Origin of the sequence: Chitinophaga caeni, from assembly GCF_002557795.1 — a bacterium.
In the GTDB taxonomy this organism is placed as follows: domain Bacteria; phylum Bacteroidota; class Bacteroidia; order Chitinophagales; family Chitinophagaceae; genus Chitinophaga; species Chitinophaga caeni.
The window spans coordinates 4293461-4309715 of sequence record NZ_CP023777.1; the positions used below are offsets into that span (position 1 = coordinate 4293461).

Sequence of the window (16255 nt, forward strand, 5' to 3'; positions counted from 1 at the left end):
ATTTTTTCATCGAAATTTTAGTCAGACAATAATGGCTTAAAATCATTAATTGTCACGAATATTCTAAATGACTTAGCAGCCCATTTTCTTCATTATAAAACAATCAGTATCTTTATCATGAGTCTGATTACCTTAAAAAACTTGATGTGCTAACAGATCGGTATGGACGGAAAATCAATTATCTACGGTTGGCAGTAATCGACCGTTGCAATCTACGTTGCACATACTGCATGCCGGGAGAAGGCTTAACATGGCTAAATAAAAAAGAACTCCTTAATGATGAAGAAATCATCCGTTTAGCCGGGATACTCGTAGAACTTGGCATCCGGAAAATCAGGATAACGGGAGGAGAACCCTTTGTTAGAAAAGATATCCTGCACCTGTTGAAAGAACTATCCGGCATTCCGGGCCTAGATGAGCTCGCCTTAACAACCAACGGCATCCTTACGGCACCTTTCATTCCGAAGTTAAAGGAAATCGGTATAAAGTCCGTCAATTTAAGTCTTGATACCTTGGATGAATACCGCTTTCATCAAATTACCAGGCGCAAAGGACTCAACCAAGTATTAGAAACGTTACAGTCTTTACAAGAACATCAAATCAAGGTCAAGATCAATGCCGTTGTAATGGATGGTATTAATATTGACGATATATTTCCCTTGGTCCGGTTGACGGAACAAAAAGATATTGACGTTAGATTCATCGAGGAAATGCCCTTCAATGGGACCAACGAACCTCATCATTCCCTAAAATGGGACTACTTACAGATTTTGAATCATATAAAAACCGAATTTCCAAGTATTTCAAAAATAGCTGATCCTTTGCATGCAACGGCGTACAGCTATCAAATTCCCGGTTTTGTAGGAAAGGTAGGCATCATAGCCGCATACACGCGCTCGTTTTGCGGAAGCTGCAACAGGTTGAGGATTACTCCTACCGGGGATTTGAGAACTTGTCTTTACGATAACAGGGGAACCAACTTAAAAGAAGCTATTAGAGGCAACATGCCTGTAACCGAAATCAAGAAATTGATTGTTGAGGCCGTTCAACAAAAAGCAGAAAACGGTTGGGATGCCGAACGGGGCAGCGCCGGGAACAAGTCATTCCATGAATCGATGGCCAATATTGGCGGGTAAATAATATGAACATCATCACCGTACAAGAAGCAGAAAAAATAATCCTTTCGAACCGGCAAAGCTACGGAACGGAAGTGGTTCATTATGAAAATGCCCTAGGGAGAGTATTGGCGGAAAATATTACTGCAGATAGGGATCTTCCTCCATTCAACAGGGCCACCGTTGACGGTATCGCTTTGCAATATGAAGCGCTTACCGAAGGTAAACTCAAGTTCAGGCTAGCAGGAACACAGGCCGCGGGAGAAAAACCCGTCACGATTCCGGGTATATACGAATGCATAGAGATTATGACCGGCGCAGCGGTTGATAACGCAATGGATACCGTGATCCGCTATGAAGATATCCTGCTGAAAGATGGATATGCATATATTCAAATCGACCTGGACAAAATCAAAAAAGGGCAAAATATACATGTAAAGGGTAAAGATAAACAACGGGGCGATGTACTTGTACATGCCGGCCAAGTGATAACACCTGCTATATTGGGTATAGCTGCTTCCGTTGGCCAAATAAACCCCGGGGTTAAAAAGCTTCCAAGGCTTACGATCATTTCCACCGGTGATGAGATGGTGGAACCGTCAACGCTACCTAACCCGTTCCAATTAAGGCGATCCAACAGCATTACGATCAAGTCTGCCTTGGAAAAATACAAGATCAACGCGAGCGTTTTACATCTAAAGGATGATTTCAACGTGATCAATAACGAATTGAGCCGCTGCTTACCGGGTAATGATGTTTTAATTATCTCAGGAGGTGTTTCAATGGGAAAGTTTGATTATGTCCCGAAAGCATTAGAAGCGCTGGGTGTTCAAAAACTTTTTCATAAAATAAAACAAAGACCCGGCAAGCCATTCTGGTTTGGCAAAAACATGGATGATAAACTGGTATTTGCATTCCCCGGCAACCCGGTTTCCGTATTTTTATGCTTGTACCGCTATTTTATTCCATGGTTAGAGCAATCCCTTGGAATGAAGGCCACGGATCCCCAATACGCAATCTTGCAAAACGATATAAATTTTAAACCTCCTTTGCAATATTTCGCGCAGGTAAAACTTCAAACAAACGCTAATGCAGAGCATTTAGCCAGGGCTGTAGACACGAACGGGTCAGGCGACTTTTCACAGCTTGCCGATACAAATGCATTTATAGAGTTACCTTTAGAAAAAGAATGCTTCAGGAAAGGTGAGATTTATTGCGTTTGGAAATATGCTTAATTTTGACTGATTTTATGAATTTGCCATGAAAGATTTTACACATCTCGATGAAAATGCAAAACCCCGCATTGTTAACGTCGGCGGTAAAGCCGTCACGCAACGCCAAGCTGTTGCCAAAGCAGTGATCAGCTTGCCATTGGAGGTCTTGCATAAATTACAGGGAGAAAATTTCCAAACCAAGAAAGGCGCGGTATTTCAAACGGCGATCATTGCCGGAATCATGGCTGCCAAGAAAACAGGGGAATTAATCCCTCTATGCCACCCGATCGGCTTGGATAACTGTGCAATCGATATCGAGGTAGACAGCTCCGACGAAGTAGTTATTTACTGCAAAGCCGAAGTAACCGCCAAAACAGGCGTTGAAATGGAAGCCTTAACTGGGGCTTCTATAGCGGCATTAACCATTTACGATATGTGTAAAAGTTTAAGCCACGACATTACCATCAAAGAAATACAGTTAATATCAAAATCCGGTGGAAAAAGTGATTTCACAAGAAGCTAAAGTTCCCCTATTAAGCGGGCTGGTTTTGGCAGGTGGTAAAAGCCTGCGGATGGGGCATGCCAAGGATAAAATAAATTGGCATGGTAAAGAACAGCGGTATTTCATGGCGGATCTTTTAAAGAGCTATTGTAACGAGGTATATATTTCTTGTAGGGCAGATCAAGCAACAGAGATTGTAGCGGCAGGCTATACGCCCCTTCCCGACACTTTCTTAAATATGGGTCCGCTTGGCGGCATCTTATCAGCACTCCGTTTTCAAAGAAAAGCGGCTTGGTTGGTCGTTGCCTGCGACTTGCCCCTAGTGAACGATTCCACGTTGCAACAATTGGTTCTAAACAGGGATATCGAGAAAATTGCTACAACTTTCAAAAGTCCATTTGACAGCTTTCCAGAACCGTTAATTACCATTTGGGAACCTAGGAGTTACCCTGTTTTACTACAGTATCTTGGCATGGATATCACTTGTCCCAGGAAAGTGCTGATCAACGGCGATGTCAACATCCTAAATCCTGCACGGGAAGAGAGTTTGATGAATGTAAATTCGCCCGAAGATGCAGAACGGGCAACATCGATTTTACAGGCAGCAAAGGATCATCAACATTGAAATAAACCCATTTATTGCTAATTAATCGATAATATATTTCGTTTCTTGAGCCGTTCCGGGGAGCTTCTCCCCTTTCAACTCCAACACGCTTTCTTCTATAACTTTGCAAATATTATTTAAAGCCAGATCGTTAGACTCCGTACCAAACGGCTCTTCAATCTCATCTGCAATTGCCTCGAAAGCGACGAATGTGTAAGCGATAAATACTACGACCAAGGGTGTAAACCAACCCAAATTATCAACCAAGCCAAAAGGCAACATCAGGCAATACACGTATACCGTGCGGTGCAATAAAACGCTGTAACTATAGGGAATCGGGGTGGAAGCAATGCGCTCGCAACCACCTTCCACATCATATAAGCGGTCCAAATTTTCATCGATCCTGCCTTGTTGAATAGTATCCAACAATGCTTGAGATTTAGCTTTCTCAACCCATTCCGCCATTAACTTGGTTAAAACGGCAAATTTGTACTTTGCCGGCAGCACCGCGTCCAGTGTTTGTTTATCCAATCTCCCGGTTAAATCATCGCTGGGATCAGTGCCCCGGAGTTGATGTTTCAGCGCGTATAGTGATGCAATTTGGAGGCTGATGAAGTGATTCTTATCGAGATAATCGCTCTTTTTGACCAAGGTCAATATTTGCCTGGTTAATGATCTGTTTATGTTCAGCAAGGCGCCCCATAATTTCCGCCCTTCCCAAAACCGTTCGTAGCTGGCATTATTACGGAAGCCGAGAAACAGGGCCAACACGAAGCCAAACATAGTTAATGGTACGGGATTGAGCGGCACTTTAAAGGAGAATACGACACCGTGATAATAAGTTACAATGATGGAAAGTAATAACAACAATGTTAGCCTTGGCAGCAGTGTTGGTAAAACGGAGCCATTCCAAACAAACAGCATTCTGAACCAATGCTCTTTCTTTCTGACAATCATGTTTTTGAGTCGTTGAAGAGATGAACGATCGTTGTATCATTATTCACATCAAAATTACTCAATATAATGTCATGATGTATATGGCTTCATTTTAAATAATTCCGGCGAATAATCCGGTTAGGATAATATATTGATCCGGTAGATTTTTTACAGGCTGCCGGGAAGAACTTAAATTTTTATCAATCACCTTGAATTTTATCTTTTTGAAGATGGCTCCTGTACAGATTTTCATCGATCCGCTGAAAAATGGCAGGATCATGCTTTTTCACCTTGATCTTGACGTATTTCGAGGCCGGCATATTGGCACCTTTCACTACGTTATTTACTGAAACCAGCACGTTCGTTTCCGGGAAATAAGTCATTGTATTACCCATGGGAATCGGGTATGGTACAATGACAAATAGCGGCGCGATCCTTTCTATCCCATCATCGTAGTTAAACAAATCAACCTTTTCTCCCGCGTTAAAACCGGCATTAGCAATATCTGCTTCATTCATCATGATGACCCTTCTTTCGTTGTGAATGCCCCGGTAACGGTCATCCAGTCCGTAAATCGTCGTATTGAATTGATCGTGCGTACGGGTAGTGCCCATCAGGAATTCCCCTTCGGCTAAAGTATTAACAGGCAGCGGGGTGATTGAAAAAGCGGCCAAGCTGCCGTATTTCTCACTTTTAAAATGACCATCACGAACAGCATTGGGCAAATAAAAGCCCCCTTTCTGCCTCACTTTTTCATTGTAATGCTCGAAGCCCGGAATACACTTTTCAATATCATCTCTCACGGCATCATAACTATTCATATAACGGTCCCAGTCAACCACGGAACGATCTCCCAGCACGGCTTTAGCCATCCTGCAAACTACATGCGTTTCGTTGATCAAGTCCCCGGAGATCGGTTTTAATACGCCCTTGGACTTCTCTACGACGCCCATCGAATTTTCGGTACTTACAAACTGTATTTCGCCATTGATCATATCGACTTCACTCCTCGAAATTACCGGTAAGATCAGCGCTTCTTTTCCATGGATAAGGTGGCTCCTGTTGAGCTTGATGGAAACGCAAACGCTCATATCCAGCTTGCGCAATGCATTAGCAGTATAAGTTGTATCTGGTGTGGCTGATAAAAAATTGCCGCCCATGCTGAACATAAATTTAACTTTCCCTTCATGGATCGCGTGAATGGTGCGTACCACATCAAAACCACCGACCCTTGGCGGGTTGAAGCCGAACACTTCCTGCAATTTATCGAGCTGCGCATCTGTAGGATGATGGTTGATGAGCATCGTCCTGTTGCCCTGCACATTACTGTGCCCACGTACCGGGCTGGGGCCACCGCCGGGTTTACCCACGCTACCTTTCATCAACAGGATGTTTACGATCTCGTATACCAAGTCAACACCGTTATGTTGCTGGGTGATACCCATGCCCCAGCAAACGATGATCCTATTTTTAAATGCCAACATTTCCGCTGCTTGCTGCAACAAGTCTATAGAAACACCGCTCTCAACCGATAACTGTTGCAAGTCGTATTGTTCCAGGTCATGGACCAGTTCTTGGAAGCCCCCTGTTTTTTGTTCGATAAATTGTTGATCGAGCACTTCACCGGGATGCTTCCCTTCTAATTTTAACAACAGGATTTCCAGGGCTTTTAACAAAGCCATGTCCCCGTTGATTTTTACCGGCAGGTAAAGATCGGCCAATTCCACCCCGCTACCCATGATACCCTTGATTCTTTGAGGATCATGAAAACCCATCAATCCTGCTTCCGGCAAGGGATTTATAGCTATAATCCGGGCGCCGTTCTTCTTGGCTTTTTCCAAGGCGGTGAGCATCCTTGGGGAGTTAGTTCCCGGATTTTGTCCCATGACGATAATAATATCCGTATCATAAAATTCATCCAGCTTCACGGAACCTTTCCCGACACCTAAAACCCGGCTGAGACCGTAGCCCGAAGTTTCGTGGCACATGTTAGAACAATCGGGGAAATTATTCGTACCGAACTCGCGGACAAAAAGTTGATAAACAAATGACGCCTCGTTACTGGTGCGACCGGAAGTATAAAAAGCAGCCTCATCCGGAGAATTTAATCCATTCAGATGTTCGGCAATCTTCTTAAAAGCATCATCCCAGGAAATCGCCTGGTAATGCGTACCACCTTTCGGAAGATACAGCGGCTGTGCAATCCTGCCCAGGTGGCCGATTTCGTAATCCGACATCCGGGATAAATCATATACGGAGTGATCCCGGAAAAAATCGGCAGTAATTTTTTTATTAGTAGCCTCTTCAGCGAGGGCCTTGGCGCCATTTTCACAATACTCCGCTATGGGCGAGCGATCATCATCCGGATCAGGCCAAGCACAGCTTGGGCAATCGAATCCATCGAATTGATTCATCTTGAAGAGCGCCTTCCCACCCCTGAGCAAGGTTTTTTCTTCTAATAAATTCCTAAGCGAAGCCATCACTGCCGGGATGCCGGCAGCCCATTTTTTAGGCTCCGTTACCTTTAGATCCAACAGTTTATAAGGAGGTTCAGCAGAGGCCTGTTTTTTGATATAGGCTTCTATTTTTTCCTGTTTACGATCTTCGCTCATAATATTTATTTTAAGACGTTTAACAAGTCATCTTGGGATTAGGATATTGATCACTTTGATCTTCATCGGTGTTATCGATACAAACAAAATCTTTTTCTATCAATAATTTAACAGCTCCAGCCTGCCCGCTAAATCCTACTTTGCCGGTATTAACCAACGCATCAACCATGCTTTTCGGCATATAGAGGATAATATTATTCTCGACAAAGTCGGCCAATAATTCTTCAACATCCTTTACCATTACGGAGTATTTAAAAATATTGCTGGCAAACTCGGTCACCTGTGTCAATATTCCGCTAGTACCCAGTTCCGCAACTTCTGATCTTGTAAGGCGGAAACGTACGGAATTATCTTTTATCCTGATTTTCATAATTATTCAATAATAGTTTGTGCCCCGAGGTGATAAATATTAAACCGGTCATCACGCAGAAAACCCAGCAAGGTAATATCTGCATCCTTGGCCATGTCAACTGCCAAGCTCGAAGGAGCGCCGATAGCGGCAATGATGCGTATCCCGGCCATCGATGCTTTTTGAACCAGTTCGAAACTGGCCCTGCCACTTAACAGCAGGATATGATCATTCAAGGGTAGCCAATTTTTGAATAAAGCCAGGCCGATCAATTTATCTAATGCATTATGCCTGCCCACATCTTCCCTCAGTGCGATGAACCGGCCCTTGCTATTAAAAAGTCCAGAAGCATGGATGCCGCCAGTTGAACTGAAATGATGCTGGTGAGCCCTCAGAACCGCAGGTAAACTACAGATCAATTCCCTTTGGACATGGATCATTTCCCGCATTATATCATTAAAGGGACTGGCAGTCTTAATCGAATCGATAGAACTTTTACCGCAAACACCGCAACTGGAAGTAGTATAAAAATTTCTTTCGGAGTTCATTAGTTTCGGAGTAATTCCTTTAGCCAATTCTATAGTAACAATATTGGAAAGATTACTATTATGCTCACCATGGCCAGTCGAAAGAGATTCACTATTGGCAATGATACCCTCGGTAAAAAGGAAACCGGCAGCCAATTCTAAATCGTTCCCCGGGGTACGCATGGTAACGGAAATACTTTTCCGCTGTTTTGAAGTACCATCATGAAATACAAGCTGTATTTCCAGGGGTTCTTCAACAGCAACATCATCCGTTACAAGATGATTATTACCATTTTGAACCTTGATGATATCAATTTGCCGGATAGCATGTTGTGACAAAATTTGAGCGCTCATAATTAGAAAAAGCTATCTACAATAAATGTAACAATTATATCCTAATCTAAGTTCAAGGATGCGCGGAAACCCAGGCTTCGCCATCTTCATAGATTTCCTTTTTCCAGATAGGAACTTTTTGTTTGAGATTATCTATGATATATCTACAGGAATCAAATAACTGTTCGCGGTGCCCGTCACTTACGATGACGATGACCGCTACATCTCCCGGGATTAAAACTCCTACCCTATGATGAACAAGGATATTCTTAACCCCGTATCGAGACAAGGCTTCCCCGCAAATTTTCCGTATTTCCTTCAATGCCATCGATTCGTAGCATTCATATTCCAGCCTGGTAACTTTACGGCCTTTCGTATGATCGCGAACGGTACCGATAAATGTATTGATTCCCCCGCAAGCAGTGTCGGAGACAATATCAAGACAATCTGCCAATCCTAACGGTTCCCCTGTAATTCTTATATCGATATTCATATTTTAACCTCCGCTTACTGGTGGGATGATGGCTATTTCCTGTTGAGCATTTAGAATCTCAGGCCCCGTAGCATATTCCTGGTCTACCGCGATGAAATAAGTCTTCAGCCGCTTCAATTCCGGGTAGTTTTGCTCCAAGACTTTTTTTAATGTAGCAACATCCGCATGATCCATAATTTCCAATTCCTTCCGGGGAGATTGAAAAATATCTTTGACAATACCGAATGCTAGTATCTTAATTTTCATATGTTATCATTATAGTCCGACTATATTTTCAATGAAAAAAATCATCCCCTTCAAAAGTTCAATTAATTTACCAATGCTTGATCAGCACGTTCACACCCGCAGCAAATACCAATACGGCAGTAATTCTCTTAATAACTAAGGGATTCCATTTCAATGACATCCTGGAACCGAGTTGGCCGCCTATGAATACCGCCAGTCCCAGGTAGATTATTTTTGAATAATCCATTTTGCCCGACAATTTTGTCAACTGTCCCATAATGCCCGAAATAGAATTAACCAGGATAAAAACACTCGAGGTAGCAGCAATCTTCCTGGGCGTATCCCATTTCATCAAGTTCAGTAACGGCGACAAGAAAATTCCCCCGCCAATGCCAACCATACCCGATAAAAAGCCGATACCACCACCGAGCAAGCTATTTTTTACAAGCCCGGCATTTTTATCATCCACGGAAGATGCCACGGTATCCTGATTGCTTGTTTTCAGCCACAACAGGATCGACGCCAGCACCAAGGTAACCCCCAAAACCTGGAAAAAAGTAGTTTGGCTAATCTTCACCGTTGCGCCCAGGTAGGCCATGGGAACACTTAATACCGTTACCGGTAAAATCTTTCTCCAATTTACCTGGTTCTTCCTAACATACATCGTAACACTTCCAGCCACGACCACCACGTTACAAACCAGCGCGGTTAAACGGATTTCCTGGTAAGGGAAACTATACATGGCTAATATCGCGAGATAACTACTTCCCCCGCCAAAGCCCACCGAAGAATAAACAAAAGCTACTGTTAAAAAGAAAAATACGATTTCCCAATGTTCCACCGGCAAATTTTTAAAGAATCCTCCTATACAAGATACTCATTTTTAACGCATTCCGGTTCTATATTACTTTAAACAAAGATGTGCGCGTAAATATTTTAAGCAAACAGGAAAATATGTAAATTAATTATTATCAAAACTTTATCCATATAAAACCATTCAAAACCGTCAATATTTTCAGGATCTGTTTTAAGTTTATTAGCTTGCAGCAGAATTATGTTTCACCGTGACCGGTTACCACGAAAAATAAGTTAGGATCATGAACATCTTGGATCTCGTAATAAATGAGAAGGAACCAACTTTATTGGAAGATCTGCGGTTGAGCGATCATAACCGCAAGGATATTTCAGCATTGCTGAAAGAGCATCAATATATCGAAGAATTATCTAAATACGGGCTTCCCGTTAACAATAAACTGTTTTTACACGGTAGCTCCGGTTGCGGCAAGACAATGACTGCCAAGGCGATTGCACAGGCGCTCAAGAAACCTTTGCTCGTGTTGAACCTTAGCAACATCGTTTGCTCGAAGATCGGGGAAACCGCGCAAAACCTCAAACTCGTATTTGACAAAGCCGCCAGGGAGAAAGCGGTATTATTCCTCGATGAATTTGATCATATTGGGAAATCACGCGCCATGGACGATACCGATGTCGGGGAAATGAAACGCCTGGTCAATACCTTGTTACAGCTCATTGATTATTTTCCGGGTAATTCGCTGTTGATAGCTGCTACGAATCATATAGAAGTGATCGATCATGCTTTGTTGAGGCGGTTCCAATTAAGAATCGGGTATCAAATGCCGGCACGGGAGCAGTTAGACGCATATTATGACGAGCTGTTGAGCAGGTTCCCCCCAGCGCTGCAAGACATCGATCGTTCCTACGATATCTCGTATGCAGAAGCCAAGGATACCGCGATGACACAAGTGAAGTCATCCTTGATTGCCCAACTCGAATCACAACAGGAACGGGCATTCAATATAGATGAAGGACCATTGAGCCGGGTTAATTGAGCATCTTCAAACCGCTACCTGGTTCCGGATTTGTAAGTGACTTTTATGCCGTCCTGCTCCAATTCTACTTCCCTCTTGGCCGGGAAGAACTGTAACTTGATGTCCCCGAAATGGAAAGCATTATTCCCGTCATATTCGAAGGGAACGAAATCCTGCCCCGACCTGGAATCCTGAAATACCAGGTTACGTCCATCCGAGGAAATAGTAATGGTCGATTTGGGCTGCTCCAGGTAGTAAGTACCCCTGATACTATCAAACACTTCATGCGAAAGCCCGGGAACATTATTAAAATCCGGTAATTCCGGCATAGATCCATAGGCATATTTAACCAATACCACACCGATATCATCCGTATCAATATTTGTTGCATTTGCCAATGTTACGATACCGAGGTTTTCCTTCGGAAAATACCAGTAGTCTGAAATATAATTTTCGAGCCTACCGCTATGGCCGAAGCCTTCGGGACTATTAAAAGAGAGCTTCTCGATGCCCAGTCCATATTCACCTTTATCCATGGGAAGCATTTTGGCCAGGCTCCCCGGGCTAATAAGTTTCCCGTTAAAAAGGGCAAATAAAAACTTGTTCAGATCTACCGCATTGGAAGCAATGCCGCCACTGCCGGGATGGTTTGAGAAATTGACACGCGAATTTCTTATATAGCGATCCTGGATATTATAAGAAAGCGCCTCATCTTTAGCCGAATCGACTTCAAAACTGTAATAAGTATTGACGAGGTGAAGCGGTTGGCATATTTTCTCATCCAGTAACTCCGCATAACTCTTATGGTAGATCTTTTCCAGGATAAAGCCTAGTAAAGCGTAGTTTGTATTGCTATACGCATAACTGGTGCCCGGTTCAAAACTGGCAGGCTCGTTTACAAAAAAATCGACAAACTCCTGCTCCGTATGCGGATGTTGCTGCCACTGGTCTTCTCCGGGCTTTTCCGTAAAATTAAATATGCCGGAGCGGTGATTCAGCATTTGTTCAATACTAATTTTCGCTGCATTCTTCACCTCGGGATAATAAAGGCTGAGTTTATCGTCCAGGTGCAATTTCTGCTCTTCAACGGCTTTCAATACCAATACCGCTGTAAATGTTTTCGTAATAGAAGCGATCCGAAATTTCGTATTGCCGTCAATTTTTCTTTCGGCATCAACATCTGCGTAACCAACCGACTTGCTATAAATAATACTGTCATGATAAGAAACGGCCACGCTTCCCATGAACTTCCTGTTCTTGAATAAATGTTCAAAGTAAGCATCCAGTTTTTGTTGCCCGAAAACCATTCCATTCGAAATGAAGCTGGCTATGATTGTAAGTAAACCTACTGTTTTCCTCATATTGATTTCTTATATGGCCGGGGAAAGCCCCCATCGAATTGCGAATTTAGTATAATATTTACCTAGATTCCATATTCTGACCAAATTGCAGGATATAACCGTTATTATCATAAATAGCAAACTCACGCATTTCCCACTCGAAGGTTTCGATCGGATAGCAAATCTTCACTTTATCTTTTAACTGGTTCCAAAGCGCCTCTACATCATCCGTATTAAAATAAAAACTGCCTGTAAACATGGCTTTTTCAAAGACCGTATGTTCATTTGGCACCGCCAGCATCATTGCTACTTCATCCTTGTACAAGGAAGCCCATCCCCAATCATCGTTCCTTTCAGCCAAGGTGAATCCTAACGTTTCTACGTAGAACAGAATTGTAGTGTCCAGTTCTCGCGTATAAAGCATGGGACGTATTGCGGTAAGTTTCATACTAACAAATCATTTTATAGAAAGACCATTACATTTCTAAATATCAATTAAACTTTTCCCGGAACTCCAATGGCGTTTGCTTCGTTTTAGCCTTAAAAAATTTATTGAATGATTGTGAATGTTCAAAACCGAGCTCATAGGCGATCTCGCTAACAGTAGCCCCGGAGCCGGACAACTTTTCTTTAGCCTTCTCGATTAGCTTTTCATGGATATGCTGCTGGGTCGTCATCCCGGTAAGCTGCTTTAATAAACTACCGAGGTATTTCTTAGATAAATGTAATGCATCAGCCAGGCTCTGCACGCTAGGCAAGCCTTTGGAGGTCATAGCATCATCATTATAATAATTTTCCAGCCATGCTTCCAGTCGCTCTAAAACCCTGTTGTTACTAATTTTCCGGGTAATAAACTGCCTTTCGTAGAAACGTTGCCCATAGGTAAATAATAAATCCAATTGGGCGATGATCACATCTTGGCTAAACTTGTCAATATTCGCTTGATATTCATTCTTTATGTTATCAATTATCGTATTGATCATACCCTCCTCCTTGTCAGAAAGAAACAAAGCTTCATTGGCATGATAGCCAAAATAATCGTATTGCTTAATTTTCTTTGCCAAAGCGGTATTCCATAAAAAGTCGGGATGGATGAGCAGCATCCAACCTTCCAGGTTTCCAGGAACTTTACCATCTTCGCCCCTCAATATTTGGCCGGGCGCCAGGAATCCCATCACGCCTTCATCGAAATCATATTTCTGCTGACCGTATAAGAGCTTATCACAGCCCCTTTTTAGGGAAACGGCGTAAAAGTCCACGATAACGGCATCGATTCCAGAATCATTCCTCATCCCTTTTAAATCGATCATACCAATTAAAGGGTGATGCGGTTTATCTTGGCTGCCGGATAACAGGTAGGCTTCCTTGATACTTTTAATTCTATACGGAGTGCTAGCAGGCATCGAGTAGAAATTTTTATCTAAAATTTAAATGGGTATTTTAACCAGATCAGCAGCAAAGGCATGAGCAGGAAAGGGATTTCTATCAAAGCGATCTTATAATGCCCCCCGCGAAGCGCCAAAGCCATGATCAATACGATCGTAATCGCTTGTAGCAAATTCCCGGTGAAAAAGGTTTGCGGGAAAAACAACATCAAGCCTATAATAATCGAGAATACCCCGAAATAAGGCAAAACACTGCTGCTGATTCCCAAATCAGCGATCATTTTAGATTGTTCCACGTTCGCGGGACGGAAAGCATCCCAACCATGCTTCACGCTTAGGAATGCGGAAACCAAGAGTAGTATTATAGCAACAATTCTCATCGGATTGATTCATTGGATAATAATATTTACTTTCCATACATGTAAGAAGCGCCGATTTTGCTTGCCTGCGCCAAAGCCAATTTAGGAGCAAGCCTTGACAAAACCTTTAACAGCTTGGATGCCCCCGGCAATATCTCATCCTTGTCACGCTCAATACCTTTCAAGGCGGCATCCACCACTTTTTCCGGCGCCATCATGAACCTGGTGCTAAAACCATCTTCGCCCATGAATTTATCGTTCAACGAAGTTGTAGAACCCGGCGCCAACAACTCGAACACTTTGATGCCGGTATTTTTCAACTGCACCCTCAGGGACTGGGTATAAGCCCTTAAGCCGGATTTACTCGCACTGTAAATGGGCGAAAGCGGGAAAGCCCCTAAAGCTATACCCGAAGTTACGTTAACAATGGCAGCTTCCGGCTGTTTTTCCAAGTGCGGCAAAAATTGCTGCACCATCCTGACAGGTCCCATCAGGTTGATTTCAACCTCGCGGGTGATATCCTCTAAATCATGTTGATGGTGCAAGCTGATTTTACGCATTTCACCGGCGTTGTTAATCAAGATGTTTAAACCGGGAAACCGCGCGGTAACATCATTGAATAACCGGGTAATATCCTCCGGCTTACTCACATCACTTTGATAAATATGAACAGGAGGTAACTGTAGCTTTGCTTTTCGCAATTTCTCCAGGTTCCTGCCCGTAATGATAACGGTATTCCCTAAAGTAATTAATTTTGAAGCGAAATCAAAGCCGAAGCCGCTGGTTCCGCCTGTAATGAGGATGGTATTATTTCGTAAATTCATTTTTTAACCTTTTAGATATTCAAAGTTCCGATCCTTTGTAACAACCATTGTAGCCAAAAGGATGGATAATGTAGTATAAAGGGGCTATTTCCAGGTATATACTACTCTCCGGACAAATCCTACCAGCTCAAGAAAAAGACAATAAACTAAGTTGTTAATTAAAATTCATTCAAAGCAACGATACCGCTATTCGAGAAAATTATTTTCACCCCGATAAATCACCTGATTAAAAATTTCTTGATCTGTCAAGACAAATCGGGGGAATATACCAGTTGATCACTTTAAAAGATTAAAGCCGATTATTTAGTACGATTTATAAATGAGTCTGAAGGGACGCTTCAAGAGATTCATATGAGTTGGAGCGATGGTTGGATGGAAATATTGCCCGGGGAATGTAAGGGAAACAGGATAAGAACTTGGAGGAAACAGGTATTATTATCATGAATAAGATGATAATTATAATTTCATGACACTATCCTATTAAGGCTTAAATAGTAATAGGTAAAAGATCGCATTTAAATTTCTTCTATCACTTTGGATTTTTCAAACATCGCCTCTAACTTTTCAATTTGTCTTTTCCTATTCACAGTTTCATCGAAAGCAGTAGTAATGACAAATCCTAATATCCAAAACAAATAAATGAGCCATTCATTCAAAGGGTCAAAAGAAATAGCAATGATTGCGGATGCGGCACAGAAAATAAAGCCGCACCAAGAATAATAATTAGCTTGCTTAATTTTAAGCACAGCGCCCGCATCCCTGAAATTCATCTTGGTGATAAAATTTATAACGGGAATCCACATAAAATAGAACCAAATCTTTTGGAATATATTTAAGTCCTCATAAATATTCTTTTTTATAAAAGAATCCACTTTTTCTATTTGCTCATGCTTGTAATCCCTAATTTCCTCTTCTGAAACGTTTCGGGTAGCAAGCTCAGCCAAAGCGATGCTTACTGCTAATTCCGTGTATTCAAATTTGCTATCAACTACTTCTAATAAGTGGCTAGTTGATAAACTCGAATAAGTCTTTTTTAATTCCTCCGGGGTCATGAGATAAGGTATAGGATGTTGAATAATAATAAAGATAACAAAATTTTGAGGATATATTCATACGGCACTACCGCTTGTAGCTAGTAGTAGCTTCCTCTAAAAGGCTATATACCGCACCCTTCCATTTGTCCCTTGCCGCTTTATCTCTAAAATGGTACATCTTTCCATTATAAACGAACACGCCTCCACCCATTTCCTGGAAATAAACCATCGAAGTATCGCCATTATCAAGGACGAAAGCGCCGTAAAATTCACCCTTCCATATAACGATACCATCGGGATGCTCGGCTCTTCGTACCATGTTTACAATACCGGTATCTGTTGTCACGGCTCTTTTATAAGTACGCATCGTTTTCATGCTCAGGTCCTGCGGCTCAACTTTATTGGATGCTTGCTCGAATACAATAATGCTTACGACTTGGGGTTTCGCTTTTTTGCAACTATTGGCCGACAAGACCGTAATGGATAACAGGATGATCCGTAATTTGGGATTCATGGGATGAGTTTTAAAGGTTTTACTTACGCTAAATAAATAAAAATAGATTCCCTTCATGTT

General features: G+C 42.3%; 19 protein-coding genes. 5 read left to right on the plus strand and 14 right to left on the minus strand.

All coding sequences use genetic code 11. The features are described 5' to 3' along the window. Positions 1 to 146 precede the first annotated feature (146 nt). Genes moaA through COR50_RS18040 form a run of 4 tightly spaced genes read left to right on the plus strand, consistent with a single transcriptional unit; the run spans position 147 to position 3456 of the window. The gene (gene moaA / locus COR50_RS18025) at positions 147 to 1136 is read left to right on the plus strand and encodes a GTP 3',8-cyclase MoaA (RefSeq protein WP_098195281.1); all 990 of its coding nucleotides are present in this window, start codon (positions 147 to 149) and stop codon (positions 1134 to 1136) included. Positions 1137 to 1141: 5 nt separating this feature from the next. Continuing rightward, positions 1142 to 2350, plus strand: a complete 1209-nt coding sequence (locus COR50_RS18030; protein WP_098195282.1) for a molybdopterin molybdotransferase MoeA — start codon at positions 1142 to 1144, stop codon at positions 2348 to 2350. A gap of 25 nt (positions 2351 to 2375) precedes the next feature. Further along, positions 2376 to 2852: a cyclic pyranopterin monophosphate synthase MoaC gene (gene moaC, locus COR50_RS18035; protein ID WP_098195283.1), complete on the plus strand. Its 477-nt coding sequence runs from the start codon at positions 2376 to 2378 to the stop codon at positions 2850 to 2852. Continuing rightward, complete coding sequence (locus tag COR50_RS18040) at positions 2824 to 3456, plus strand: NTP transferase domain-containing protein (RefSeq protein WP_198405694.1); 633 nt, start codon at positions 2824 to 2826, stop codon at positions 3454 to 3456. Before moaC ends, COR50_RS18040 begins: the two co-directional genes overlap by 29 nt. Before the next feature lie 21 nt (positions 3457 to 3477). Here COR50_RS18040 and COR50_RS18045 read toward each other — a convergent pair whose 3' ends face one another. From COR50_RS18045 to COR50_RS18075, 7 genes are all read right to left on the minus strand, one after another. Beyond that, positions 3478 to 4392 (minus strand): bestrophin family protein, encoded by a 915-nt coding sequence (locus COR50_RS18045; RefSeq protein WP_098195284.1) that lies wholly within the window; start codon positions 4390 to 4392, stop codon positions 3478 to 3480. 179 nt (positions 4393 to 4571) lie between these two features. After that, positions 4572 to 6983 (minus strand): FdhF/YdeP family oxidoreductase, encoded by a 2412-nt coding sequence (locus COR50_RS18050; protein WP_098195285.1) that lies wholly within the window; start codon positions 6981 to 6983, stop codon positions 4572 to 4574. A gap of 19 nt (positions 6984 to 7002) precedes the next feature. After that, positions 7003 to 7353, minus strand: coding sequence for a DUF7009 family protein (locus COR50_RS18055; protein ID WP_098195286.1), 351 nt, complete (start codon positions 7351 to 7353; stop codon positions 7003 to 7005). Between the two features lie 2 nt (positions 7354 to 7355). Further along, positions 7356 to 8213: a formate dehydrogenase accessory sulfurtransferase FdhD gene (fdhD, locus tag COR50_RS18060; protein WP_098195287.1), complete on the minus strand. Its 858-nt coding sequence runs from the start codon at positions 8211 to 8213 to the stop codon at positions 7356 to 7358. Between the two features lie 52 nt (positions 8214 to 8265). Further along, on the minus strand, positions 8266 to 8685 hold the full coding sequence (locus COR50_RS18065) for a molybdenum cofactor biosynthesis protein MoaE (RefSeq protein ID WP_098195288.1): 420 nt from the start codon (positions 8683 to 8685) through the stop codon (positions 8266 to 8268). Positions 8686 to 8688: 3 nt separating this feature from the next. Further along, positions 8689 to 8931, minus strand: coding sequence for a MoaD/ThiS family protein (locus COR50_RS18070; protein ID WP_098195289.1), 243 nt, complete (start codon positions 8929 to 8931; stop codon positions 8689 to 8691). Positions 8932 to 8998: 67 nt separating this feature from the next. Continuing rightward, positions 8999 to 9751 carry a sulfite exporter TauE/SafE family protein gene (locus tag COR50_RS18075; protein WP_098196310.1) on the minus strand — a complete coding sequence of 251 codons (753 nt, stop codon included), beginning with the start codon at positions 9749 to 9751 and terminating at the stop codon, positions 8999 to 9001. A gap of 256 nt (positions 9752 to 10007) precedes the next feature. Between COR50_RS18075 and COR50_RS18080 the strand changes: the two genes are divergently transcribed. Next, positions 10008 to 10760, plus strand: coding sequence for an AAA family ATPase (locus tag COR50_RS18080; RefSeq protein WP_098195290.1), 753 nt, complete (start codon positions 10008 to 10010; stop codon positions 10758 to 10760). Between the two features lie 14 nt (positions 10761 to 10774). Here COR50_RS18080 and COR50_RS18085 read toward each other — a convergent pair whose 3' ends face one another. The 7 genes from COR50_RS18085 to COR50_RS18115 form a co-directional block, all read right to left on the minus strand. Then, positions 10775 to 12100 carry a serine hydrolase domain-containing protein gene (locus COR50_RS18085; RefSeq protein WP_098195291.1) on the minus strand — a complete coding sequence of 442 codons (1326 nt, stop codon included), beginning with the start codon at positions 12098 to 12100 and terminating at the stop codon, positions 10775 to 10777. Between the two features lie 58 nt (positions 12101 to 12158). Continuing rightward, positions 12159 to 12527, minus strand: coding sequence for a VOC family protein (locus COR50_RS18090; RefSeq protein ID WP_198405695.1), 369 nt, complete (start codon positions 12525 to 12527; stop codon positions 12159 to 12161). 43 nt (positions 12528 to 12570) lie between these two features. Beyond that, a complete protein-coding gene (locus COR50_RS18095; RefSeq protein WP_098195292.1) occupies positions 12571 to 13482 on the minus strand; it encodes a helix-turn-helix domain-containing protein in 912 nt (303 codons plus the stop codon). 17 nt (positions 13483 to 13499) lie between these two features. After that, the gene (locus tag COR50_RS18100) at positions 13500 to 13844 is read right to left on the minus strand and encodes a hypothetical protein (RefSeq protein WP_098195293.1); all 345 of its coding nucleotides are present in this window, start codon (positions 13842 to 13844) and stop codon (positions 13500 to 13502) included. A 26-nt stretch (positions 13845 to 13870) separates the two neighbouring features. Then, positions 13871 to 14647, minus strand: a complete 777-nt coding sequence (locus COR50_RS18105; RefSeq protein ID WP_098195294.1) for an SDR family oxidoreductase — start codon at positions 14645 to 14647, stop codon at positions 13871 to 13873. 515 nt (positions 14648 to 15162) lie between these two features. After that, positions 15163 to 15699, minus strand: a complete 537-nt coding sequence (locus COR50_RS18110; RefSeq protein WP_098195295.1) for a hypothetical protein — start codon at positions 15697 to 15699, stop codon at positions 15163 to 15165. A 67-nt stretch (positions 15700 to 15766) separates the two neighbouring features. After that, on the minus strand, positions 15767 to 16195 hold the full coding sequence (locus COR50_RS18115) for a hypothetical protein (RefSeq protein ID WP_157760984.1): 429 nt from the start codon (positions 16193 to 16195) through the stop codon (positions 15767 to 15769). Positions 16196 to 16255: the final 60 nt, after the last annotated feature.

Excerpts from the sequence above, each read along its gene's own strand:
- COR50_RS18030 (WP_098195282.1), top strand. The coding sequence starts at position 1,142 with ATGAACATCATCACCGTACAAGAAGCAGAAAAAATAATCCTTTCGAAC.
- moaC (WP_098195283.1), top strand. The coding sequence starts at position 2,376 with ATGAAAGATTTTACACATCTCGATGAAAATGCAAAACCCCGCATTGTT.
- COR50_RS18045 (WP_098195284.1), bottom strand. The coding sequence starts at position 4,392 with ATGATTGTCAGAAAGAAAGAGCATTGGTTCAGAATGCTGTTTGTTTGG.
- COR50_RS18050 (WP_098195285.1), bottom strand. The coding sequence starts at position 6,983 with ATGAGCGAAGATCGTAAACAGGAAAAAATAGAAGCCTATATCAAAAAA.
- COR50_RS18055 (WP_098195286.1), bottom strand. The coding sequence starts at position 7,353 with ATGAAAATCAGGATAAAAGATAATTCCGTACGTTTCCGCCTTACAAGA.
- fdhD (WP_098195287.1), bottom strand. The coding sequence starts at position 8,213 with ATGAGCGCTCAAATTTTGTCACAACATGCTATCCGGCAAATTGATATC.
- COR50_RS18065 (WP_098195288.1), bottom strand. The coding sequence starts at position 8,685 with ATGAATATCGATATAAGAATTACAGGGGAACCGTTAGGATTGGCAGAT.
- COR50_RS18070 (WP_098195289.1), bottom strand. The coding sequence starts at position 8,931 with ATGAAAATTAAGATACTAGCATTCGGTATTGTCAAAGATATTTTTCAA.
- COR50_RS18080 (WP_098195290.1), top strand. The coding sequence starts at position 10,008 with ATGAACATCTTGGATCTCGTAATAAATGAGAAGGAACCAACTTTATTG.
- COR50_RS18085 (WP_098195291.1), bottom strand. The coding sequence starts at position 12,100 with ATGAGGAAAACAGTAGGTTTACTTACAATCATAGCCAGCTTCATTTCG.
- COR50_RS18090 (WP_198405695.1), bottom strand. The coding sequence starts at position 12,527 with ATGAAACTTACCGCAATACGTCCCATGCTTTATACGCGAGAACTGGAC.
- COR50_RS18095 (WP_098195292.1), bottom strand. The coding sequence starts at position 13,482 with ATGCCTGCTAGCACTCCGTATAGAATTAAAAGTATCAAGGAAGCCTAC.
- COR50_RS18100 (WP_098195293.1), bottom strand. The coding sequence starts at position 13,844 with ATGAGAATTGTTGCTATAATACTACTCTTGGTTTCCGCATTCCTAAGC.
- COR50_RS18105 (WP_098195294.1), bottom strand. The coding sequence starts at position 14,647 with ATGAATTTACGAAATAATACCATCCTCATTACAGGCGGAACCAGCGGC.
- COR50_RS18110 (WP_098195295.1), bottom strand. The coding sequence starts at position 15,699 with ATGACCCCGGAGGAATTAAAAAAGACTTATTCGAGTTTATCAACTAGC.
- COR50_RS18115 (WP_157760984.1), bottom strand. The coding sequence starts at position 16,195 with ATGAATCCCAAATTACGGATCATCCTGTTATCCATTACGGTCTTGTCG.